Source organism: Glaciimonas immobilis (assembly GCF_011947285.1).
GTDB classification, from domain to species: Bacteria; Pseudomonadota; Gammaproteobacteria; order Burkholderiales; family Burkholderiaceae_D; genus Glaciimonas; species Glaciimonas immobilis.
Window position 1 is genome coordinate 560,699 of record NZ_JAAOZT010000002.1, and the last position, 23,806, is coordinate 584,504.

A 23,806-nucleotide genomic window follows, 5' to 3' on the forward strand; every position below is an offset into this window, starting at 1 on the left:
TGTTAAACGGCAAGGAAACTTGAGTAGCATTATTGGGGATGCGCGCATCTGCCAAAAAAATGGTCCGGTTTGGTTAATCATTCCTGTGACTAAACGGTAATTTTGATAACTTTTGATAGCTATTCGGTTATACCGCCTTCCAGTAGGTGCGCGTTTTCAGGCTTGGCCTTTCTACTCGTTGCTGTATTGTGTCAGCCAACGATGAATCGCGTCGCACCTATACCTTGTCACTGCTATGCTGCGTAGTCAGGATTGTTTTTGATTATCTGCACTACCTTTAGCTTCTGACTCGTGTTGAATTCCTTGCCTTGATTTGCTGAATACTTTTCGCAGTGATCGATGATCCCCTTACTGGATATCGATAAATTTTATTATATCGTCAATTAATATTTTAAGAAATTTTGGTATTACCACGAAGAATTTTGCGACGATCACCTAAGAGTACTCGCAACTGGTATATAGATAAGCCTGTCACCTCTCGGATTAGAACCGAAGCGTCTATGACGTATTTTGCTAATAATAGGAGGAGATATTTCCAACGACCGACTTAGCGCAGCGTCATTTTTAAGATGCAGCTTTTGAATCACGGCATCTAATAACTGGGCCGGATCATAAGTTGCCATTATATTATTATTAACTCGAACATTCGAAGAACAACTTGTTACTATATTACTCATTTTATCCCTTCGCAACTTTAGGCTAGCATACTAACTATTATTTTCCTCTAGCTTTACTGATTTCTTATGATATCTTGCAAAAGAACCAGGGGAGCAGTTAATGTTTTTTTTAAATACTCGTCCAAAATAAGCAGAATCCAAAAAACCACATCTATATCCAATTTCAGATATGCTTAAGTGAGAAAATTCTTGATCTTTTAACATAATCTGCGCCGCATCCAATCGCATCGAGCGCAAAGTTTCAAAAAAAGTGTAATTATTAGGTGCAAGATTAAATTGGCGACGAACTTCACGCACAGAAACTCCAAATTTCTCGGAAACTTTCGTTACGGAAATCTCTGCGTCCATATAATTTTTGCGTAACCACGCTTGCATGCTCATATACAAATCATCTTTTTTATGGAAAGAAGATATTTCTTGACGAGTATGTATAAAATTTGTCTCTTCAAGGGCCAATAAATAAATTGAAAGTATATGTTCCACTATCAATATATGGTGATGCGGTCGGGTGTGTTTAATTGCATTTAAATTCAAATTATTTAAATATGTGACTAATACCGCTGCCCACCCTTTTTCGCTTGGCATCACTTGTGCTACATAATCTTCCGGGTGCGGTATCCAAGCTTTCATAAGAATCTCGGGGATCTCCAAAACTATTGCCTTAGAATCAATCATTTCGCTGACCAAGTCTTGTTTGGTATCAATCAAAACGATGTCCCCCGCACTCAAATTCGCGTTAAATCTTCCTTGCCTTACTTGCCCCCCACCTGCCTGTTTTATAATTAAGTGGAATGGATATTTAGTTGCTTGCGCAATGTGGTGACTTGATCGGCGTGCAGTAAATGGGCTCGTGCCTTGAGAATGTGTGTAAAGCACATCACCCATATCGAAAAAGTTGATTTGCGCATGAAATTTTTTGCGCTCGGAACTATCAATCTCGGCTGGATTTCTTAGCTTATTAATTACGTCTGCCCAATATTCAAATCGCTCATGCTCACGCAGCTTATAAGCAAAAAATTGTGTATTTCGATCAATATCATTGGAAAAACTCGACCGATAAGGGATATTCATAGATGCCCTGTAACTGTAAAATTTCTTTAAATATATCTTTACAATCATATTTCTACTAGGAAATTTTGTAATTTTTGATGGTGAATTAACGCCATTAAATGACAATTGATTATTGGGCGTGCCTGCTAAATAGGAATACAAAGTACGCTAAGAATGCGCCAAGGAAGGCGCCCAGTGGTCCAGCGTGAAGGACGCACACACGCTGATGTTCTTGACAACCCCAATAGCGGTCCCAATCTTCCTATCTGGAATGGACTGAGCCGGAATTCTTTTGCTACCTTAAACGCGGCACTCAACGATCCAGCGCATTGGTGTGATGTGCTAAACCTGCACATAAATATTAAATATTGCCATGCATCAGCAGAGAAGGGCGGTAGTAACCTTTTGGTGAGCATTGGCACCAAGTACGATAAGCCGCTATACGAAGCATTTCAGGTAAAGTTTTCTTATGGTGTCGTAGCGACTACGCCTGATTATTTTGCGGTGCGCCTGAACGCAAAAACCGGTCCACTCGGTACGAGCGACTATCATATTGAACTTGAGGCTGTGTCGATTGAAAACGGTAAAACTTTTTTGCATATGACCTATTCTTACGCGTATAGCTTTACCGGGCGTATGGCGATGAAAAGTTATCTTGCGACAATCGGTCGGGACAAAGTAGGCTTTACGTTACAGGACGCGACAAATACTCCGTCCCAAAAACGTCCAGATTATATTGGCGGCGTGCGTGGCTTGGTGGAGCGTAATACCATGCGTTATTACCTGGCCATTGATTCTTATCTTGCTGCGCCGTCAACGGCTCAGCGCGAAATGCGCCTCGAACATTGGTTTTCGTCTACCGAGCAATATTCCAGACAGTTACACGAAATGGATCGCGCTGCCTACCTTGAGATGAAGCATAGCGAATATCTTCGGCAGCAAAAGGCACCCATCCAGGCTCCGTCGTGAAGAGTCATGTAAAGGTGAAAAAGTGATTAAAATAAGGATGAAAATGCCCGCTCAATCAATCGACTGGGCAAGACGGTTAGTCAGCCGGTGCATCACATCCGAATCCCTCATTTGCTCTATCCACCACGCCAGCGCAGCGCCATTTTCACCGGTTCGCCACGCCAGATAAAATATCTCATCCTGTCGGGGTTCTTCGACTGCTTTCGCAACCAGTAACCCGGCAGCGAGCGCCACCCGCGCGCAAGGTTCTGGCAGAAAGCCAAAGCCTATGCCAGCAACCTGCAAGGCGAATTTGCTTTGCATGTCGGGTACGCTTAACGTATCTTGTCCCAACAAAAGTCCGACCGTGCGCGCAGGCATTGTTCTGGCCGAATCCGCTACTGTGATGGCGCGGTAGGGATGCATATCCGCTTTGCCTATCGGATGGGAAATTTGCGCCAAAGGATGCGTGGGTGCTACCGCAAACACAAATGACAGGCTACCTAATGGCTCAGCAATATAGCCGCCGCCAGCAGGCCCGGTGCCAGGTGCGGCGATAAGCAAATCGACGCGACGCTCAAGTAATGCCTCCCAGGTGCCATCCAGCGATTCTCTCGCAATACGCAATCGGGTATGGTCGGCAACCGCATAGAAGGCGGCGATATCGCTTGCCAGCACGGCACCCGAAAATAGCGAATCCAGGCCAACGGTCAGTTCGGTTTCCCAGCCGGATGCGACCCGACGGACCCGGTGCTGAAGATCTTCCGCAGCTTTCAAAATATAGCGACCTTCTTTCAAAAGTTCTGCGCCAGCCAGTGTCAAGGTGACCTTAGGCCCGCGCCGCTCAAATACCTGAATACCTAAATCCTGTTCTAGTTTGGCCACCGTATAAGAGATGGTGGAGGGAACCCGATGTAACGCAAGCCCCGCTGCGGAAAACGACCCACGTCTGTCAATGGCATCCAAAATTTGTAGCGCATCAAGACTTAATCTAAGCATGCCAACCTTCGTTTATCCTTCGTCTATTAAGTAGCTGAATGAGTAGCTGGATGCCTTAAAGCATTTAACCGACATTCTGCTAGCCCTTAGCAGGTCTCAGGTTTCTACATTGTAGCCAGCGGCCACCCATGCATCGATGCCGCCGGTTAATGGGCGTACTTTTTTGTAGCCGCGCTGCATTAATAATTTAGCGACGATGGCTGCCGAGGCCTCATTGGGGCAGGCGCAATAGACGATGACTTCCTGATCGGTGGGCGCATCAAGCGTGAAAGTATTGATTTGCTGCATGGTGGTGACGACCGCTCCGGGAATCCAGCCGTTCTTTTGGGCTACGGGAGAACGCACATCGACAATCGCTGGCTTTATACCCTGTTGCAGTAACTGATCCAGTTCAGCCACCGAAATACGTGCCATGGATAATGATCGCATAAAGCGTTTGCGTTGCCACCATTTGCCAATAACAAAGATACCTATCGCGGCCACAATCACGATTAGCCCGGATTCTCCAAGTTCTTCCAAAATCAGCAATAATTGGTCGATTGCCGTGCTAAAGCGCGAGCCCAGAAAAATCGCCAGCCCGGCCCACAAGGTTGCGCCCAAACCATCAAATAATACGAAGGTGGTGCGGCGCGTTCCAATGGTGCCTGCCAAAGCACTGGCAATTGACGCAAAGCCGGGAATGAACTTTGCAATCAATAATGAAGGCGCGCCCCATTTGCCGTAGATCGCTTCGGTCTGACGCACGCAAGAGTCGGGCGAGAGAGAAACACGGCATAGCATGCCCATTACTTTTCGACCGTAGCGCTTACCTGCCAGATACCAACCGTAGTCAGCAATTAAGGCCGCAACTACTGCAGTAAGGAGTAGGACCGCTGCCGACTGCTGGCTACCGCTGGCAAGCGCACCGGTAATAATCAAGGTGGGGTATGCTGGTACCGGCACGCCTAACTGGGATAGTAAGACGTTTAAAAAGACAATGATCAAACCGTATTGTTCGATCAATTGAAGCAGGTAAGACATGTAAACTCCGATGCGACGACTTTGTTATTTGTTGATTGATGTTGCGCTGATATGCCACGTGATATTTTTACGTAAACGCAGGGTAATCGGGTTGTAAGCTAAATTTATATTCGTATTTGAAACTGGGAGCATGTGGAGGTGCCTCGCTGGCCAACGCCATTTTTAACGCTATAAAAATGAATTATCACCTTAAATCCTCAAGTTGATGTGATCGGACGTATTTGATGGGTCGGAGGAGTACGCGCATGCCGTAGTCCGTTTTTATTTTTATAGTAACGGCACTCCCGCGATGCGGCGATATCCAGCAACATTGGTGCGCAAAACCCCTTAAGCGCTATCGTTTAGATGCGCAACATACGTCCGTTATCGGGCCAGATTCAAAAATTGCGTTATCGCATCTGCCAGCACTTTATGGGTATGCGAAGTCGGGTGGAGGGCATCCCAAAATATAAACCGGTCCGGGTGAGTGCATTCTGACCGCGCGCGATGTTTCTCCAGAAAAATGGTATTAGAAGCGCTGTTGATATCTAGGCAAGACTGGGTGATATTGTCTATTTTATATTTTTCAGGATTTTCTAATAGTGCATTAAAAAGTGCGTAAGTATCAAATAATTGAATATGCAGACTGTCGCCGTACTGCTCACGTAAGGATGCTACAAGTGCAGTTAATCGGGTATTTAGGTCAATTACCTGAGCGGCAACCTTCGGTCCCTTAGTTTTGTATTTAAAGATGGGTGTCCGGGCAACATTTGGCAAGTTTAGAAGCAGGATGTTGCGAGCACCGAAATAAATCAGATTTTGTAATGCCTTGCTTGTGCCATCAATTACTTCGTCAACGCTTCGCTTGTAAAAGATCAGATCATTTGCCCCTATCAATAAGGTAAACAATGTGTGTTGAGGCTGATAATTGTGTGCGACTTGCATGTATTCCGCAAAGGACTGTACTTGCTGGATCGCTCCCGGAATGACAACCTTAGTCTTCACGCCTGCGCCACCAATGGCCCAGTTATAAAGTGGCAGACGTAAGTTGTCTGCCAAATATTCGACCCACGTTTTGCCATCGCTAAAACGCCCAAGAAACCAACTATCTGGTTGCGGGAAGCGCCATTCGGTTGCGTTATAAATGTTCTGGGTATCTGACAAACTATCGCCAAATGCTATGATTTTGTTGATCCCGGTTTGTACCGCGCTATCGGTAGTCCATACGCTGTAATTGAACGAGAACACATTGTCCGCAGCGGCTACCATTGCCACAGGTTGCGCAATTTCCCTCGCGGCGAGGGTATCGCGACAGACTGTCTGCAATATATCCTGAGTAACATCGCTATAAAACATATTCTTCCATATGAGTGCGCCGGCTCCCCACCAATAGCCATGGATACGGTAATAATCGCCATCCGACTGGTCTCGCCCCCACACGTATTTTGTCGAGGGTGTTGTTGGATTATTGTTGGTACGATAAAAGCAACGCAGATAAGTGTAAGTATCGGCGCCATTGGCCGCCGCGTGGGTTTGTGATGCGAAATGGCCTCGGCGCTTATTGGGATGTCGTTGGGGTATTTTAGCCAAGGGTCCCGACGGTGATAAGTAATGCGTAAAATTCGGGTCGGGTTTGTCTATTGCGGAGCCTTCTGCTAACGCCATATTCGAACACAAAGCGCAGAGCACTAGAATTTTCTTCATATTGGTTTCCTCGTTTTAGATGCTTTAATTCCTTCTTTTGATTTAGGTGCCACATAAGGTTGGGCCGACGCGGCGTACGAGATCGGGCATGGTGCTGGGGTAACGGAATTACACGGTGATACGGCCTGACAGTGTCGTCGGGCCAACTACATATTGCGACAGAGAGGATGCGGTTTCAATACAAAAAAACAGCATCAGACGTCAACGGAAGAGCGCAGCAAACAGCGCTTCCGATCTCAAATTAACCGGAGCGCTGTGCCGGTTCCTCATTTGCAAATGGCTAACCATCAATGAGTGTGACCACAAAATCGCTACAGATAATTTGGCCGAGCGAAACCCGATACCGCTGGCCCGGATGGTTTTCGCAATGAGATGACTATTGCGGATTAAATGTAAAATAAAATAAAACGGGCGTCTACTACATCACGCAAAGTCGCGGTAAATACTTATTATTGGCTGTGTTTTTTGCCGTTCGACTTCGATGCCACATGCTGCTTGGTATTCAACTTTGATTTAAGTGGTCTTTTCAGTGACAGGGTTGGTCGGTGTCTGTCGCTGGTTAATAATAATTTTCGGATGGCGCGTTAAGGATAGACCTAGCCCCTAGCCCCATTGCAGCAACCAGGCAATACATTGATTTATCAACGAAGGTAAAACCTACACTGGATTGTGTGCATAATATCGGGTATTTAAACGATCAAGGATTATCGAAATGGCGCTCATTCAATCTTCAACTGACCTTGGATCTGAACTGAAAGTAGCCCTCGTCACCGGGGCTGGGTCTGGTATAGGAAAGACCATTGCTATCGCTTTACTTAACAATGGCTATTCTGTCGTATTGGCAGGGCGCCGACTGGATGCGCTTAACGAGACAGTTGCGGCGGCTGGCCAAAATGGCGTTAATGCATTGGCTGTTTCTGCTGATGTGAGTGATCCGGCCTCGGTCAAAGCCTTATTTTCACACGTGCAAGCCCACTTTGGACGACTGGACCTGTTATTCAATAACGCCGGTATATTTACGCCTTCGGTGTCGCTGGAAGAGGTGGAGTATGCCAATTGGAAAGCATCGGTAGACGTTAATCTTACCGGTGCATTTTTGTGCACCCAGGAAGCTTTTCGCATTATGAAGGTTCAGCAGCCGGGTGGCGGTCGGATTATTAATAACGGTTCCATTTCCGCCCATGCACCGCGCCCAAACTCGGTGGCCTATAGCGCGACCAAACATGCGATAACCGGACTTACCAAGGCCACCTCGCTTGATGGCCGAAAATATAATATTGCTTGTGGACAGATTGATATTGGCAACGCTGCCACGGACATGACAGAACGCATGGGAAAAGGTATTTTGCAGGCGAGCGGCGCGATCGCGATGGAACCAAGAATGTCGGTCGAGCATGTAGCGCAGGCGGTGCTTTACATGGCGGGATTGCCGCTGGAAGCGAATGTGCAGTTCATGACGGTGATGGCGACTAATATGCCTTTTGTTGGTCGCGGTTAAGCCGTCATAAACGCGCAGTACATCCCGCCATGGTTGCGTCGTATTGGCGTTCATCGCGATATCGATGGCGGGCGCTACCGGTTGCGGGATTTTTGACGGTGGATCTTGTGACGCTTCCAGGACGCGCTAGTCGCCGCATCAAAAGCGGCGTCAACCTGCGCCGCTTTCAATGGCATCAGCTTGTGATCGTGACCTTAGCTGGTGATCGTAACTTTATTTAGATGGCGCGGGCGATCAGGGTCCATACCGCGGGCTAACGATAGCTGCGCCGCCATCACATAAAATGCCTGAATAGCGACGATAGGGTCAAGATCAGGCATCGCGGCTATCGGTAGTGTCAGGTTGCGTTCGGCGACATTATCTGGTGCGGCCAATAATACCTTGGCGCCGCGCCCACGCATTTCTTCCGCAAGTTTTAGCAATCCGGCCTGTGTCGGTCCGCGGGTGGCAAATATCAGCAGTGGATAGCCATCATTGATCAGCGCCATTGGACCATGTTTGATTTCGGCCCCGCTAAATGCCTCGGCCTGAATCGCCGAGGTTTCTTTAAGCTTGAGGGCTGCTTCCAGGGCCATTGGAAAGCTGATGCCGCGTCCGACCACCATGATATTGGTCGCTGGCGTCAAGACTTCCAACGCAGCCGACCAGTCACATTGACTTGCCATTGCTAACGCTTCTGGCAGCGTGTCCAGTGCAGCCAGAAAGCCAGGCTCATTTTGCCAATGCCCCGTCAGTAGTGCCCCGGCAACCATACTCGCGATAAAACTTTTGGTGGCAGCGACGCTCAGTTCAGGACCTGCATGCAGCGGCATAGACCATTCCGCACTGGTCGCCAGCGGCGAGCTAGCATCGTTAACCAGCGCCACGGTGGTGGCGCCACCCTCACGGAAGTAACGGATCGGGGCGACAACGTCGGGACTTTGTCCCGATTGAGAAATCGCAATAGCGAGTGCATTCCGTACCATCAACGGCGCATCATTTAAGGTGATCAGCGACATCGGAAGAGACGCGACGATATGTCCCAAGCGGGCCATGATCAGATACGCGCAATAACCGGCGGCATGGTCGGAACTGCCCCGCGCCACTGTCACAACGCTGGCCGGTGGTGCCCCCCGCAACTGGCGACCCAGTTCTGCGTAGCGATCACGATCTTGTCCCAGTTGGCTTGCTACGTGCGCCCCGGCGGAATATGCCTCTTTAAGCATTAGTGATGGTAAGGTCAATCTGTTCTCCTTCTACGTACACAGCTGTGAGATTAAGCTGACGGTCAAACACCAGAATGTCAGCGTAGCAACCGGGTGCCAGCCGACCGCGCTCGCTCAGACCAAGGTAATCCGCCGGATAAGTAGCGGTGCGCAGTGATGCTTCAGCCAAATTAATCCCTAGCGCTACCAGATTACGTAACGCCTGATCCATGGTCAGTGTACTGCCAGCCAATGTGCCATCGGCAAGTCGTACGCCGCCCATGCATTTATGCACCACCTGGCGTCCCAGCATATATTCACCATCGGGCATGCCGGATGCGGCGGTGGAGTCTGTGACGCAATATAAGCGTGGAATGGCGCGCAATGCAGCCTTGATTGCGCCCGGGTGGACATGCAGCAAATCCGGGATTAGTTCTGCGTACTCGGCATGCGCCAGCGCCGCACCCGCCATACCCGGCGCGCGGTGATGAAAAGGACTCATGGCATTGAACAGATGCGTAAAACCGGTCGCGCCATTATTCAGCGCCGCGACGCCATCTTCATAGGTGCCCAGGGTGTGACCGATTTGCACTCGCATGCCGCTTGCGCTTAGCGTTTTGATCAGTGCCAGATGGTCGTCAACTTCCGGCGCTATCGTAATGAGTTTAAGAGGTGCAAAGCTACGAAACCAGTCAACCTGCTCTAGCGTTGCGGCGACGGCGAAGTCTGGTTGAGCGCCTAACTTTCCGGGATTGATGTAGGGACCCTCCAGATGCGCGCCCAGTACGCGGGCGCTGCCTTCGCAACGCATCAGACAGGCCCGCCCGATAGCACTTAAGGCCGCTTCGAGATCAGCCACGGGTGCGGTCATTGTCGTTGCCAGCATGCTGGTAGTGCCGTGCTGGGCGTGCATTTTGGCGATGAGATGTATCGCTTCTCCGGCATCCATTACATCCTTGCCGCCGCCGCCATGAACATGTAAATCAATAAATCCCGGCAGAATAAATTGATCGTATCGTGTATGGTTAGCAGCCTGATCAGCTGAATGGCCAGCTGAATGGCCAGCGGACTGAGCCGTTGAATGAGCCGTTGAATGCACAGGCAAATGGACAGTTGAAAAGTCGGCAGAGGGCGCGGTGCCGGTCAGGTTTTGAAAAGGATCAAAATCCAGCTGTTCGCCGCTGATATCAGTGATCAGATCGGTGAAACTGATTGCACCGGCAACCCATCCATGTTCAGTGAGTATGTTGCCGCGCAGGGGCTTGTTCAAGTGCATCAAATCTGCTCCACAAATAGGTTAAATCCGTTGTTGTATGTTCGGGCCAGTCCAAGATGAAATGTGCTGCCAAATTAATCTGTCAAAGTAACGAGGAGCGATGGCGGACAGTACATCGCAAAAACGTTTTTCTTTTCTTTGCATCTATCAGATTTTCTTCGAGCTTAACGTTAATTAACGTTAATTAACGTGATCAACAGCATATTCTTTATAAATTCATGGCTGCAAATGCTGACGAAGCATCAGTAATCCTCCGGCGGCCGAATCCGCGTGCGGTGGCACGACACGCTGTCGTAAGATCTTTGGCAGATAGCCGCTCATCGCATTTGCCAGACCGCCGCATAAAGCGAGCGGCAATTGTTCGGAGGGGTCCAGTGCCAGCGCCATTTTTGCCGTCTCTATACCGGCTTTTTTAAGCATATTCTTTGCGACGGCATCTGTTGCCGCGTGTTCGATGATCAACGGTGCCAATTGCGCGTACATACTCTGGTTCGCCCGTGCCAGCCATCCCAGAACGCTATCATGACTCCCTTTGTCGGTCTCGCCGCTGCTGCAATGCGCGATGACGTCTGCCACTAAAGGGCAATCGGGTGCGCGCCCGTCTAACACTTGCTGGACGTAATTGATGGCTAGAATGCCGAGCCACGCACCGCTTGCTTCATCTCCTGACGGAAAGCCCCAGCCGCCGATAATGTGTTGTGTCCCGTCAGCGCGCAGCACCGCGCCGATACTGCCCGTACCTATCGCGATAACTGCGCCGGGGCGGCCCCGGTGTGCACCGAAAAGCGTTGTAATGGCATCTGAAGCCACGACGATACTACCTAATCCCGGATTAAGTGCTGTAAATTCTGCCGCCCAGGCAGGCACGTTAACGCCCGACAAACCGCAACCCGCAGCGATTCTGTCATAAGACGGCGCTTGCAGTCCCGCGTTGTGAAAGCCTGCATCGACCGCTGACGCAATAGCCTCCCACGCTGCCCTTCTGCCATGCATGAGGGCAGACGGTCCGGCAAAGGCTTCGGAGATAATCGTGCCGTCCGGATGCTCAATACGGATGTGCGTTTTCGTGCCGCCGCCGTCAATCCCGACCAAATAATCGTACGCTGTATTCACTTCAGATCCTGTGTGTTTTGGCTTAAGGGGAAATGTTTATCTATTTTCGCCGCCAAATGACATACCAGCAATAAAAAAAGAATCATTGTGTCTGCTTGCCGCTCTTACTTTCTTTACTGTCTTTGCCAGCAATAACGGGTGTTGATATCAAAAAATCAATAGCGATCTTGCCATCTTCCTCGCACTTATTGTGTTGATGCGCTTATTGTTTTGATGAAATCAAGTTGCCCGGTTTAACGCGCCGCAATGCGTTGCCATTGACGTCAAACACGTGAAACGCGCTACTGGCCGCCGATAAAGTCATAGTCTCACCGATGCGGACCGTATTATTACCGTCACCGCGCACCACGATATCCTGACCGTTTTGAAGCGTTGCGTAGATAAAATTTGCTTCGCCCAGATGCTCTACGATATTCACCTTAGCGCTAAACTTTTCACTGGCAGCGTTATTCTCGACAATGTGTTCTGCCCGTATCCCTACTGTAACCGGATCGCCGATACGAATTGTGCCGTTAATCTCCTCCACGCTAACCTGCGTCAGCACCTGCTGCCCACCATCTAATTGTACTTGTAGAGAATTTTCCTCGATTGCCATTACCAATCCAGGCAACACATTCATCTTAGGCGAGCCGATAAACATTGCCACAAATAAATTTTTTGGTTGCTGATATAACGCTAACGGCGTCCCGCATTGCTGAATACGACCATCGTTCATGACCACGATCTTATCGCCTAACGTCATCGCCTCTACTTGATCATGGGTGACGTAGACAATGGTAGCGCCCAGCTGGCGGTGCAGTTTTGCGATCTCAAGGCGGGTTTGTACGCGTAACGCCGCGTCCAGATTGGAGAGCGGTTCATCAAATAGGAACAACTTAGGTTTGCGGACGATTGCACGGCCAATTGCGACCCGTTGGCGCTGACCGCCCGAGAGCTCGCGTGGCAGTCGGTCCAGCAGATGATCTATCTTCAGGATTTCTGCGGTATGGCGAATCTGCTGGTCAATGGCGGTTTTATCCGCGCCCCCGACTTTAAGTCCGAATGCCATGTTTTTGTACACGGACATGTGCGGGTACAACGCATAACTTTGAAACACCATGGCGATACCGCGTTCGGCTGGCGGAAGATGATTAACTATTCGATCGCCTATGGCGATTTCTCCTTCGCTAATTTCTTCCAGACCGCATAGCGTGCGCAACAGGGTTGATTTGCCGCACCCGGACGGACCGACCAGCACGCAAAACTCGCCATCTTTGACCTCAAGATTAATCCCGGCCAGTACATCCTGCTTACCATCGTATGATTTCTTAAGTTGCTTGATACTGACACTGGCCATAGTTTTACCTGTAATGTAATCCGATAACGCTTTTGACTGATTTGAGTGGCGCTTTCGAAGCTGGAATAAGTCGAACTAATAAGTAGAATAAATAAGTCGAATAAATAAGTCGAATAATTACGAATTACTTCACCGCACCGGAAGTCAAACCGCGTATAAGTTGGCGCGAAAACAGCATGTATAAAATGAGAATCGGAATCACCGCCATCGATAAAGCGGCCAATACCGAATTCCAGTCGGTAGCGTATTGGCCGATAAACTGCTGAACGCCGAGGGTCACGGTTTTGGTGTCATCACCCGGTGCCAGAATCAGCGGAAACCAAAGATCGTTCCATGCCGGAATCATCGTAAACACGGCGACCGTGGCAATCGCCGGACGAATTAGCGGCAGAATGATCTGGAAAAATATCTTAAGCTCGCCGACCCCATCGCAGCGTGCGGCTTCCTTTAATTCTTTCGGTATTTGCCGGATAAATTCCGACAAAATCATTACAGCGAGCGGTAAGCCTTGCGCGGTGTAAACCAGGATCAATGCGGTACGCGTGTTGATCAGATTGAGCGTCACAATCAACTGCAGGATCGATACCGTGCCCAGACGGATAGGGATCATAATCCCGATCGCCAGAAATAACGTCAGCACGCGATTGCCCCGAAAGGTATATTCCGATAGCGCCCAACCCGCCATTGCACCGAACAGGACAATGAGCACCAGAGCGCCGAGCGTCACAACCAGACTATTGCCAAAATACAGCATGAAGTTGGTATTGGTCAGCACCTTCTCAAAGCCAGTCAGCGAGAACGACGCAACGGTGGGAAAGGCCAGTGGATTGTCGAAAATGGCTTCACGTGATTTGACTGAATTGATCAGGATTAGCGCGATAGGAAAAAGTGCCACGATCGCATAACCGCACAATACGGTATGGACCCAGATTCGACCGATATTCGGCAATGGTCGCCAGGAGCGCGCGGTGGAAGATGTCATGGATGGCCCTTATTGGTCCGTATTGTTGCTGCATAGCTTAAAGTGCATACCGTGTCAATTTGCGCTGGATGGCATAAAAGTACACCCCCACGCCCAACAGGATGACCAAAAACATCAGTGTTGCCACCGCCGCGCCCATGGTAGGACTACCGACCTGGGCTTGATAACCGAAGAACGTGCGATAGAAAAATGTGCCGAGCAGATCGGTTGAATAGTTTGGGCCGGCGAGCGCACCTTTGACTGAATAGATCAAATCAAAGGCGTTGAAATTAGCGACGAAGGTCAAAATAGTGACTAATCCCAGCGTTGGCAAAATCAAGGGTAATTTGATCTGCCAAAAAATACGCCATGCGCTGGCACCTTCAACATAAGCCGCCTCCAGCACCTCTTCTGGCACCGCCAACAACGCAGCATAAATCAACATCATCGGAATGCCGATATATTGCCAGACCGAGATCAGTGCCAGGGTGATGAGCGCCGTTGATTGCTGACCCAGCCATGGCGCAAAGAAATCAGCCATGCCCACGAATTCCATCAGCTTTTCGCCGACACCCCATAGTGGTGACAAAATCAATTGCCAGATAAAACCGATAATCACGACCGATAGCAGCGTTGGCAAAAATATCAGCGTGCGATAAGTACGCGCCCAGCGCAGACCTTTTAGACTAAATAGTGTAGCGAGCAATAGGCCGATGGGATTTTGCAGCAACATGTGAATCGCAAAAAACTTCACGTTATTTAACATCGCATTCCAAAATGCCGCCGACCAGTCGGAATCGAACAGGATGGTGTAATAGTTGGATAATCCGGCGAAGGTGTGAGCGCCAGCATCATTAGTGGTATAGAAGCCAAGCCGGAGCGTGTCCAGCAATGGCAGCGCGCTGAACATCGAATAGATGATCAGCGCTGGCGTCAGAAAAATGACGATATGCCAGGGAAATGTTTTTTTCATTGCTTAGTCTTTAACCGGTCGTCCTCTGTTTAGGGCAGACAATTGATCGTCAAAATTTTTTCAATCAATTGCCGTCTGCCTTGCACTAACTATTTCTATTTCTATTTCTATTACTTTTGCTGAGGCTTGTACCATTTGGCAAAGCCGGTCTGGATTTGTGCCGCAGCATCCTTAGGTGTTAACTTGCCGTTGATAACTTGTCCATTGACGTTCCAGAGTTCGTTTTCCATGCTGGGCGTGCCACGATTCAGAATCTGCGAATTCAGGCGAATAGTCGACGAGCAGGTTTTGCGCCAGTCGATCATTTGTCTGGCGACTGGATCTTTAACCGAGATCAGATGGTTGGATAGCGAGAAAAAACCCGTGACTTTATTGGTATAAATGTCTGCAAATTCTTGTGAGCCCAGCCACGCCAGAAATTTGTAGGCGTCTTCTTTATTGCTGGACTTTTTGTTCACGCCCATACCGATGTCGTTATGATCGGAGATATAACATTTGTCGCCCGCTTTAGGGACCGGCGGAGGAAAGGCCCCCATTTCTACTTTGGAATTGCCATTAAAAAAGGCGATATCCCACGATCCGGCGGGATAGATAGCGGCCTTGCCCAAGCCAAACAGATTCTGGCTATCGCCGTAGGTTTGTGCGCTCGCGCCTTTGGATAAATATTTGCCGAGTTTTGCTTCGTACTCAAAGACCGAGACAAATTGCGGGTCAGTGAATTTTGCCTTGCCTGAAATCAGCGCTTTACGACCTTCTTCACCTTTCCAGTAGTTGGGACCAAGACCTGTGAACATTATCTGGCTTGACTCCCACTGATCGGCAGTGCCGAGTGCGAGCGGGACATATTTTCCGTTGGTCTTGATAGTGTCGAGTATTTTGAAAAACTCTGTCTCGGTCTTAGGTGGCTGAATATTCAGTTCCTTGAAGATTTTCTGGTTATATAAAAATCCGTGGATCACGGATGCGATAGGCATGCAAAAAGTATCTTTACCATCATCGGTCTGCCACGCAACCTTGGCCGATGCAGGGAAGTTTTCCATGCCGGGCTTACCGTCTAGTTTTTCTAGTTTGCCTTTGTTATATAGCGAAAGCGATACATCAAAAGGACGGCAGGCGATCAAATCGCCGGCCGTCCCGCCGGTCAGGCGCGCGTTGACCGTGGAGTCGTATTCGGTCGGTGCGGTAGGAGAAAATTTGACTTGAATCCCGGGATTCTTTTTTTGAAACGCAGGAATCAGGACGCTTTCCCACAACGCTTTGTCATCCACGCGCCAGCTTTCTATGGTTAGCGTACCCGCCTGAGCGGGGGTGAGCGCGGCGCAGGTCGCCAGTACAGCCACGGCGGTCAATACCGCATTGCATAGCGTCTGCGTTTTGTAAGCGTGTTGCATTGATTGTCTCCTCTTTATTATATGGTGAAGGTATGGCGCATCTATCGTGAGTGGCTTGCAATCACCGGGTTTTATGCTGTGCGAGGTTATTGCCGCAGTCTTTGTATGACGGTAGACTGGCGCAGCAGAATCACAGTAGCACCATACGGTTTGTGAAGCCAATCGGCCCACCGTGAAATACCAGGACATACTAAGTAATTGATTTATATGAATTTATTATTTAATTACGAGAGTGAGCCTTTACATATTTTTACATCGCATAGGATCGGAAGTGCGCTCACATACGGGCGCAAGCAAGGAACACCAAATAAGTCCGTCATAACGCAAATAGCAAAGTTAAATTTTCTTTACAAAACTTTACAAAACTATGGCGGATGTAGGTCGCAGCATTGAACAAAAGCGGGGTACACCGCTCACCTGCGTTATAGTCTGGCGATGTCGATGCAAATTAGGCGAGCAAAGCAGACGAGCAAAATAAGCGTAGCATCGCAGGGATAAGTCGCCGTGAATTGATAAAAATAGATGATTGAACAATCAAAGAAGAGACACCTCACTTACCAGGCGAGGAGACAAAGATGGCTTCCGGTCATAGCGTTGATAATGGTGGCGAGCATGTCGCCCACGCTGTCTTTCGGCGCTGTAGCTAATAGTGATAACAGCATCGACGCCAGGTCGTCACCAACTTCGCTGCAGGTGTTACATTGGTGGACTTCGGATAGCGAACGTCAAGCCGCCAAGGTGATCGTCGATAAATTGGCACAAGAAAATATTTTCTGGCGTGACGCGGCGATCCCCGGTGGCGCCGGATTGGGTGCCAGCAAGGTCCTGAAGAGTAGAGTGCTCGCGGGGCATGCCCCCGAGGCCACGCAATTGAACGGCGTTGTTTTCGGTGAGTGGGCTAATCTGGGATTGCTATTGGAGCTTGACGGCGTGGCGCGGCCCGCTAATTGGGAAAAACTGTTATTCCCCACGGTCTGGCAACTCCTCCAGAATCGCGGCCATGTGGTCGCCGCACCGCTCGGCATACAGCGTATCAATGGGCTATTTTATAACAAGAAAATATTTGATCGCCTGGGGTTATCCGCGCCCCAAACATGGATGGATTTTGAGCGGGTTGCATCAACCTTAAAGCGGGCAGGTGTTACGCCGCTAGCGCAAAGTAGCGAGGCGTGGCAGGTGGCAACGCTATTTGAAACGCTGGTATTGGCAGAGAGCGGCCCCGCATTTTATCGCCAGTTATTTGTTAAACTGCGCCCCGAAGCTTACGCGGACAGTCGCTTGAGGCATGCCCTGAAAAGACTACGCGGACTCAAAGAATGGATGCCCGATCCCATCAGGGAGCGACCCTGGAATGCCGTCACACGACAGCTTGCGGATGGTCAGGCTGGTATGTTTGTCATGGGCGACTGGGTGAAAGGCGAGTTACAGGCATGGGGTCTGCAGGTCGATGTTGATTTTGGTTGCAGCACGGTTCCTGGCACTGCCGACTATCATCTTTATAGCGTGGATACATTGGCGATGTTTGCTGGCAATTACGCCCATCAAAAAGCACAGGAAAAACTTGCGCAGATTGTGATGTCAGCGCCGGTCCAGACTGATTACAATCAGCATAAGGGCTCTATTTCGGTCTGGCAGGTTCCCAATATGGCAAAGATGGATAGTTGCGCCCTGGCTTCGTGGCGGAGCTTCGGTCAGGGAGTCGCATTTCAGGCGCCAAGTCTGGTGCATAGGATGGCAACCGATGAGACCACCAAAGATGCCATCGTGGCGGAAGTACGACGCTATTTTATGGATAATGCAATAACGGAAGACGACACGCAGCGACGTCTGGCTGCGATTGCACGCACGGCACCTAAACCAGAACAGCGGGAATAATCAGCATCTCCCTTTTACGTTGTTCATAACAGCATTCTCATACAGACCATGCGTAAGATATTAATTGTCGACGATGACCAAAAGACCCGGATCCTGTTGAAGGCTTATCTGGAAAAAAACCAATATGAAGTCATATTGGCCCATAACGGCGAGACTTTTCTAGCGGAGTTTCAGCGTCAGGCCGACGCGCTATCGCTGGTGATTCTGGACGTGATGTTGCCCGATACGGACGGTTTTGCGTTATGCAAAATTGTCCGGCGCCGCTCCAACGTACCCATTATCATGCTGACCGCCAGCTCAGATGAAACCGATCGTGTGGTTGGGCTGGAACTGGGTGCGGATGACTATATTGGCAAACCCTATAGCCCGCGTGAGCTACTGGCGCGGATCAAAGCCATCCACCGCCGTATGGGATTTGATAACGCCAGTGCGCCGCGTTATTATCGATTTTTGGGTTTTACACTTGACACAATAGAGCGAACAGTCGTGGACGCAGAGCAAAAGATGGTTGCACTGACCGGACTGGATTACCAGTTGCTGAAGTATTTTGTTGCACATCCGGGCGATATCCTTGACCGCGCCGTGTTGTGCGAGGAGACCCGCGGTCGTGACTCAGGTCCGACGGATCGTTCGCTCGATGTTCAAATCAGCAAGTTGCGGGATCGTCTTAATGACGACGGAAAAGCGCCGCAATTAATTAAAACAGTGCGCGGCGCAGGGTACGTATTTGCTGCCGACGTCGTGTCTTCTGCAACATAGACAACGACAACGACATAGACCTCGAATTGATACCTGATACTTATCAACGGTTTTTTGCTCGCGTGCTGGCACGGGTGCTGCCGCATTCTTTGCTAGGACAATTATCCCTGGTAATGGTGCTGGGCGTGCTGGTCACGCAATTGGTCGGCGGGGTCATCTGGTCAGCGCAACTGCGGAATAAATCGGAGATAGAAACCCGTATCGCAGCGCAACATCTTGCACACAGCGCGGTGAGCGCTATTCGTTATTTTAAAAGCCTGCCGGCAAATTATCGACCGCTGATGATTCAGCAGTTGCGTGAAATGGGCGGTACCCGTTTTTTTGTAAATGCTAACGCCACCCCGATCCTGTTGACCCCGATAGGGAAGAATGCATTAGCAGATATGGCAAGCCAGACCGTTTTAAAAACGCTGCGGGAGGAACTACCATTTTTATCCGGATTCAAATTGGCGTTTGCCTGGCCGGATGATCTGAACGTATCGGATGACGGTCTTAAAATTGCCGATTTACCCGATAATTGGGTACAACATATCCTGTTAATCAAACCGAATCCCGCGCCGATTCTGGTGATCCAGATTCAGCTGGAGCCGGGCCAATGGTTATATCTTGCAGCGCTTATGCCAAACCCCTACTTTTTGGAAAGCAACGGTCCGTTATCGCCGGATCGTCTTATGCTACAGGCATTGTCGTTAGCTGCCGTGCTTCTGCTATCGATATTAGTCGTGCGCTGGACCACGCGGCCGTTGGCGGCATTGTCGGATGCAGCTGAAGCTTTTGGGAAAGGCGACACCGTCCCTGATCTGCCAGAAACAGGAAGTCGGGAGTTTGTTAAAACGGCGCGCGCTTTTAGAGCTATGCGTGATCGGATTAAGCGTTATCTTGAGGATCGGGAGAAACTATTTGCCTCTATTTCACATGACCTGCGCACGCCGATTACCCGCTTAAAACTGCGCACCGAACTGTTGGATGACGACGCCATGCGTGCCGATTTTCATGAGGATCTGGATGAGCTCGATATGATGGTTAAGGGTGCTTTGCAGTCGGTAAAAGATAGCGATATCCATGAAAACCGTACAGAGGTTCGGCTTGATCCCCTGATCCAGCGCATGATTCGTGATGCGCAGATGGCAGGTCATGCGGTGGCATTCACTGAGTCTGGACTGACCGTCATGGCAAAACCGCTGGCGCTTAAACGTGCGATTGGCAATTTGTTCGATAACGCGCTGTTTTATGGCGAAAGAGTCACTATCTCGGTTAGACGGCATGCTATTAATTCAAGCGAACAAGGGATCGACAACAGAGAGCTTGACGATATAAAGATTGAAATTCGCGACCACGGTCCTGGCGTCCCTGAGGATGCGTTTTCCAGTCTGTTTCAACCCTATCTGCGACTTGCTCACGGACGCGAGCAAAATGTTGGTGGTATGGGATTGGGCCTCGGCATTGCGCGCAATATCATACAGGCGCATGGCGGCGAATTGTTACTGGCTAACCACGCTGAAGGTGGACTTGTAGCAACGATTGTATTGCCTCATCGTTGATGAAATAAGGGATACAGCGCATAGGTAAATTCCCCTGTCCTTTGATTACTTAAGGTCCGAATCTTTGTATATCTCGACGTTCTGTGCCACCATTGAATATCCGGCATCACCCATTTCGGTGGAGGAGGGCTTAACAATCAACGTGCCGCTGATCCACACCGCATCCATCGTGCGAATACCTTTGATCGATTTGGTGCTATTGACGTGAATGATCTGATTGGCCGGTGGTGGTGGTACGTGGATGCAGCCGCCAAAATAAGGCACCAGCAAAAATTCTTTTAGCGCTTCGCCTTCACGATCCAGCGATACGACGAATCCGGGAATTTTGATCAGCTTGCCGTTCATTGCGGGATTAATCGGGGCGTTCTTCCAATATTCCCTGGCTTTTTGCAGCGCTGCGTCCGCACGCGGATCACCATCCTCCATCTTGTTCAGATCGATACCCTTGAACGGTTTCATTGGGTCCCAACTCGCCGGGGCAAGTTCTTCCCATTTTATTTCTTGAAAGGGTGATCTGGTCATGACTGTCGATTTGTCTGGAGCCGATGCTACCAGAGGCGCTTGCTGCAAGCGGTCCCCAATCTTATAGCCCCCATCCTGCCTTGCTTGCCCGGTCTCAATCGATGCCTTCAACGCCGCTGTAGCATTGCGATCGGCCACGATATAGCGTCCCACCGTGCCGGTAGTTAAACCCGCAATCACGATAGCCACGATCCATAAAAAAATTTTCATCAAACACCTTCTCTTACATTCAGGACTTTGGCGTCAGGCCATCGGCGAGACTCAGTCGATAAGCGCGCAATCCCGGTAATAGACTGGCGATCAAACCACCGAGTATTGTCCAGAGCAGCAAAAACCATTCGCCCGTCGTGGGCAAAGCGGGATGCAACGCAATCCCAAACTCAGAGGCTAATATTGGCCCTGACAACAGGATCGCAAGGTTCAGCAAAACGATCCCAAATAACACGCCTGCCAGCATCACGACAAAACCTTCCAGCGCCAACAGAAAAAAAATGTCAATCGGATGCGCACCAACCGACCGCAGGATCGCTAACTCTCGCCGCCTTTCACCGAGGCTGGCAAGAATGGAAGAGACCAGCCCAGCCAATCCCACTACAACGACCATGGCGGACACTGCCAGCAAGGCTTTTTCACCGATGCCAACGACCTGCCATAGTTCATCAAGCGCGACGCCGGGCAAGACCGCCATTTGAGGATCGTCCTTATCGCTGGCAATGTCACGTTGCACTGCAAAAACGCTGGCGCGATTCTTTAGTCCCACCAGCACGGCGGTGACCGTCTTAGGCGTCAGGTTAAACTTTTTGACCATTTCTGATGGAATAACCAGGCCTTTGATCGGCGCGCCCGCCTCCCAGTCAAGGTGAATCGCCTCCATCGCATCTAGCCCGATGTGGACCGTACGATCAACTGGCGTACCGGTGCTGGCTAAAATACCGCTAACGATGAATGGTTTATCAGCATGTTCGGTCAGATGGGCATTGCCGCTGCCATGACTGAGGGTAATTTTGTCACCCATTTTGTAATGCAATTGTTGCGCGACGTCTGCGCCCAATACGGTTTGAAATACTTCCTGAAACGGATGTCCCTCAGCGAAGCGCAGCGCTTGCTTATCACCGTAGTGAAAATGCGTGAAGTAGTCGCCGTTAGTGGCCAGTACCGGGAAGCCACGATGCGAGTCGCCGAGCGAAAGCGGAATAGTCCACGCCACGGCAGGATTGCGTGCCAGTTTTAGCGCGCTATCCCAGCCGATGTTATTGGTGGCACCACCGATATGAAAGATCGCATACAGCATCAACTGTACCGAGCTGGTTCTGGCGCCAACCACCAGGTCGGTACCGGAGACGGATTGCGAGAAACTCTCGCGCACATCATGCCGAATCCGTTCAATGCCGAGCAGTAAGGTGCTCGATAAAGCAATCGCGAGCAAGATAAGACCTAGCGTAAACCGACGATTCCAGGCGCTGCGGGCGGCTAGTCGGATCAACATGCGCATCATTGATCCTCCAGTTGCGCGGCATGATTAAGTTCATTGAGTGCCAGACGATGACTGAAGCGCGCAGCCAATCGTTCATCATGGCTGACGAACAATAGGGTTGAATGCGCTTGTTCGCACTCGCGCTGGATCAGGTCGAGAAAACGCTGCTGGCGATCTGCGTCCAGTGCCGAAGTTGGCTCATCTGCTACGATAATCTCTGGCTGTCCGATCAGCGCACGTGCGGCAGCGACACGTTGTTGCTGACCGATAGAAAGCTGCGTCACTGGTTTAGGCCACAATAACGGCGCTAAATCGAGGCTAACCAATAAAGATTCAGCGGCAAGTCGTAAAGTAGCACCTTGCGCTAACGCACGTTGACGGCGATAGCGAGAAAAGTGACAAGGTAGCAATACGTTATCCAGAATCGATAAATAGGGAATCAAATTGAATTGTTGAAAGATAAACCCAATATGATCAACGCGAAACTGGTCTCTGGACGAGGCCGAGAGGCTATGGAGTTCACTTCCGAGGATTGTAATCGTGCCGGTTTGCGGCACTACGATGCCACCGATCAAGGCTAGCAATGTGCTCTTGCCACTGCCGCTAGGACCCGCAATGAAAATTTGGTCCTGACGTTCAACGTTCAGCGCATCAAGTTGCAGCGTGGGTGTCGACTGACCGGGCCAACTGAAGGATACGTTCTCGACAGCGATGACAACTTCTCGCGGGCTGCTCAGGTCTCTGGGGTTATCCCTGTCGGTGAGATTATCGAGGTTGCCAAGGCTGCCAAAGTTTTCGCTCATACTAATAACCGCATCTTATTCCCATGAAATACGGGTAGCAGAAGGCCGTAACGTTACTGCCAACTGTTTTTTTTGCGTCACCATTTGGACATCGATTTTCTGAAAGCCTTTAAACTTTTCGAAGAGCGAAACGTCAATACTTTCGAGAAGATCGGGATGGCTGCATTGCAAGATGAAATCGGCGTCCAGATCCGCATGGCCGTGTGCCGAGGCTTCTGGTGCCGCGGGTGGCGTGGTAGGCTCGCCGAGCAATATTGGATTGATCGCATTGGATGCCAGCTTGACCGATATAGCGCGGCAGCCCGCAGCAGGCGTGGTCACAAATATTCTTCCCGCGTCCCGCAGCCGAAATGCCATCTTCTGGGCGGCGGCACGGTCTTTAGAATTTTTAGCGGCATGTTCAAAACCCAACAGGTTCATCAACGGCGTGTTTAAATGCAAAGTAACTTCTGCGCCATCGATTGCCACGTCCAATTTACCTACACCATGCACGTGGGCCTCGTGGGCAATCGCTGAAGAAAATACGGTAGAGAGCAGGGCGCTAATGGCCACGCTAAATATTGCGCGCTTCATGTTGCCTTTCATAGGTTTTTGGAGTTTGGATGCCACAGCTAATGGGCCGGGCGTAATTTGTGTGCAACACTGTTGCATTATAAGTCTATTCCTCCATCTTCACGTTAACTTAAGATAGCTTTCATTTGGTGATATGGTTTGTATTACAGC

20 protein-coding genes and 1 pseudogene are annotated in these 23,806 nt (G+C 49.9%); 5 read left to right on the plus strand and 16 right to left on the minus strand.

Annotated features, from left to right (window positions below):
• Window positions 1–391 precede the first annotated feature (391 nt).
• Both HAV38_RS21825 and HAV38_RS04865 read right to left on the minus strand, forming a co-directional pair.
• Window positions 392–623, minus strand: a pseudogene (locus HAV38_RS21825) (hypothetical protein).
• Window positions 624–707: 84 nt separating this feature from the next.
• Complete coding sequence (locus HAV38_RS04865) at window positions 708–1,748, minus strand: AraC family transcriptional regulator (protein WP_168052906.1); 1,041 nt, start codon at window positions 1,746–1,748, stop codon at window positions 708–710.
• 174 nt (window positions 1,749–1,922) lie between these two features.
• On the opposite strand from HAV38_RS04865, the gene HAV38_RS04870 reads away from it, so the two are divergent.
• The gene (locus tag HAV38_RS04870) at window positions 1,923–2,696 is read left to right on the plus strand and encodes a hypothetical protein (RefSeq protein WP_168052908.1); all 774 of its coding nucleotides are present in this window, start codon (window positions 1,923–1,925) and stop codon (window positions 2,694–2,696) included.
• A 51-nt stretch (window positions 2,697–2,747) separates the two neighbouring features.
• Here HAV38_RS04870 and HAV38_RS04875 read toward each other — a convergent pair whose 3' ends face one another.
• The 3 genes from HAV38_RS04875 to HAV38_RS04885 form a co-directional block, all read right to left on the minus strand.
• Entirely contained in the window at window positions 2,748–3,674 is a 927-nt protein-coding gene (locus tag HAV38_RS04875) for a LysR substrate-binding domain-containing protein (RefSeq protein ID WP_168052910.1), read from the minus strand.
• A 96-nt stretch (window positions 3,675–3,770) separates the two neighbouring features.
• Complete coding sequence (locus HAV38_RS04880; protein WP_168052912.1) at window positions 3,771–4,694, minus strand: DedA family protein/thiosulfate sulfurtransferase GlpE; 924 nt, start codon at window positions 4,692–4,694, stop codon at window positions 3,771–3,773.
• Window positions 4,695–5,057: 363 nt separating this feature from the next.
• Entirely contained in the window at window positions 5,058–6,377 is a 1,320-nt protein-coding gene (locus HAV38_RS04885) for an SGNH/GDSL hydrolase family protein (RefSeq protein WP_168052914.1), read from the minus strand.
• Window positions 6,378–7,089: 712 nt separating this feature from the next.
• Between HAV38_RS04885 and HAV38_RS04890 the strand changes: the two genes are divergently transcribed.
• Window positions 7,090–7,875, plus strand: a complete 786-nt coding sequence (locus HAV38_RS04890; protein WP_168052916.1) for an SDR family oxidoreductase — start codon at window positions 7,090–7,092, stop codon at window positions 7,873–7,875.
• Between the two features lie 194 nt (window positions 7,876–8,069).
• Here the strand turns inward: HAV38_RS04890 and HAV38_RS04895 are convergent, their stop codons facing one another.
• The 7 genes from HAV38_RS04895 to HAV38_RS04925 form a co-directional block, all read right to left on the minus strand.
• On the minus strand, window positions 8,070–9,080 hold the full coding sequence (locus tag HAV38_RS04895; protein ID WP_168053575.1) for an SIS domain-containing protein: 1,011 nt from the start codon (window positions 9,078–9,080) through the stop codon (window positions 8,070–8,072).
• Complete coding sequence (gene nagA / locus HAV38_RS04900) at window positions 9,073–10,335, minus strand: N-acetylglucosamine-6-phosphate deacetylase (RefSeq protein ID WP_245182193.1); 1,263 nt, start codon at window positions 10,333–10,335, stop codon at window positions 9,073–9,075. The genes HAV38_RS04895 and nagA overlap by 8 nt, the downstream gene beginning before the upstream one ends.
• Before the next feature lie 216 nt (window positions 10,336–10,551).
• Window positions 10,552–11,448 (minus strand): glucosamine kinase nucleotide-binding domain-containing protein, encoded by an 897-nt coding sequence (locus HAV38_RS04905; protein ID WP_168052918.1) that lies wholly within the window; start codon window positions 11,446–11,448, stop codon window positions 10,552–10,554.
• Window positions 11,449–11,650: 202 nt separating this feature from the next.
• Window positions 11,651–12,784: an ABC transporter ATP-binding protein gene (locus tag HAV38_RS04910; protein WP_168052920.1), complete on the minus strand. Its 1,134-nt coding sequence runs from the start codon at window positions 12,782–12,784 to the stop codon at window positions 11,651–11,653.
• 124 nt (window positions 12,785–12,908) lie between these two features.
• On the minus strand, window positions 12,909–13,766 hold the full coding sequence (locus HAV38_RS04915; RefSeq protein ID WP_168052922.1) for a carbohydrate ABC transporter permease: 858 nt from the start codon (window positions 13,764–13,766) through the stop codon (window positions 12,909–12,911).
• A 37-nt stretch (window positions 13,767–13,803) separates the two neighbouring features.
• Entirely contained in the window at window positions 13,804–14,718 is a 915-nt protein-coding gene (locus HAV38_RS04920) for a carbohydrate ABC transporter permease (RefSeq protein WP_168052924.1), read from the minus strand.
• Between the two features lie 110 nt (window positions 14,719–14,828).
• Window positions 14,829–16,109 carry an ABC transporter substrate-binding protein gene (locus tag HAV38_RS04925; protein ID WP_168052926.1) on the minus strand — a complete coding sequence of 427 codons (1,281 nt, stop codon included), beginning with the start codon at window positions 16,107–16,109 and terminating at the stop codon, window positions 14,829–14,831.
• A 612-nt stretch (window positions 16,110–16,721) separates the two neighbouring features.
• Here HAV38_RS04925 and HAV38_RS04930 point away from each other — a divergent pair.
• The 3 genes from HAV38_RS04930 (at window position 16,722) to HAV38_RS04940 (ending at window position 20,284) form a co-directional block, all read left to right on the plus strand.
• Window positions 16,722–17,984, plus strand: coding sequence for an ABC transporter substrate-binding protein (locus tag HAV38_RS04930; protein ID WP_245182194.1), 1,263 nt, complete (start codon window positions 16,722–16,724; stop codon window positions 17,982–17,984).
• Window positions 17,985–18,032: 48 nt separating this feature from the next.
• Window positions 18,033–18,743 carry a response regulator gene (locus tag HAV38_RS04935; protein WP_168052930.1) on the plus strand — a complete coding sequence of 237 codons (711 nt, stop codon included), beginning with the start codon at window positions 18,033–18,035 and terminating at the stop codon, window positions 18,741–18,743.
• A 113-nt stretch (window positions 18,744–18,856) separates the two neighbouring features.
• The gene (locus HAV38_RS04940) at window positions 18,857–20,284 is read left to right on the plus strand and encodes an ATP-binding protein (protein WP_168053579.1); all 1,428 of its coding nucleotides are present in this window, start codon (window positions 18,857–18,859) and stop codon (window positions 20,282–20,284) included.
• Window positions 20,285–20,329: 45 nt separating this feature from the next.
• Here the strand turns inward: HAV38_RS04940 and HAV38_RS04945 are convergent, their stop codons facing one another.
• From HAV38_RS04945 to HAV38_RS04960, 4 genes are read right to left on the minus strand one after another with little or no spacing between them, the layout of a single operon-like run.
• Window positions 20,330–21,016: a DUF3299 domain-containing protein gene (locus HAV38_RS04945; protein WP_168052932.1), complete on the minus strand. Its 687-nt coding sequence runs from the start codon at window positions 21,014–21,016 to the stop codon at window positions 20,330–20,332.
• Window positions 21,017–21,035: 19 nt separating this feature from the next.
• Window positions 21,036–22,298 (minus strand): ABC transporter permease, encoded by a 1,263-nt coding sequence (locus tag HAV38_RS04950; RefSeq protein ID WP_168053581.1) that lies wholly within the window; start codon window positions 22,296–22,298, stop codon window positions 21,036–21,038.
• Window positions 22,298–23,083, minus strand: a complete 786-nt coding sequence (locus HAV38_RS04955) for an ABC transporter ATP-binding protein (protein WP_168052934.1) — start codon at window positions 23,081–23,083, stop codon at window positions 22,298–22,300. The genes HAV38_RS04950 and HAV38_RS04955 overlap by 1 nt, the downstream gene beginning before the upstream one ends.
• 15 nt (window positions 23,084–23,098) lie before the next feature.
• The gene (locus tag HAV38_RS04960) at window positions 23,099–23,656 is read right to left on the minus strand and encodes a DUF2796 domain-containing protein (protein WP_168052936.1); all 558 of its coding nucleotides are present in this window, start codon (window positions 23,654–23,656) and stop codon (window positions 23,099–23,101) included.
• Window positions 23,657–23,806: the final 150 nt, after the last annotated feature.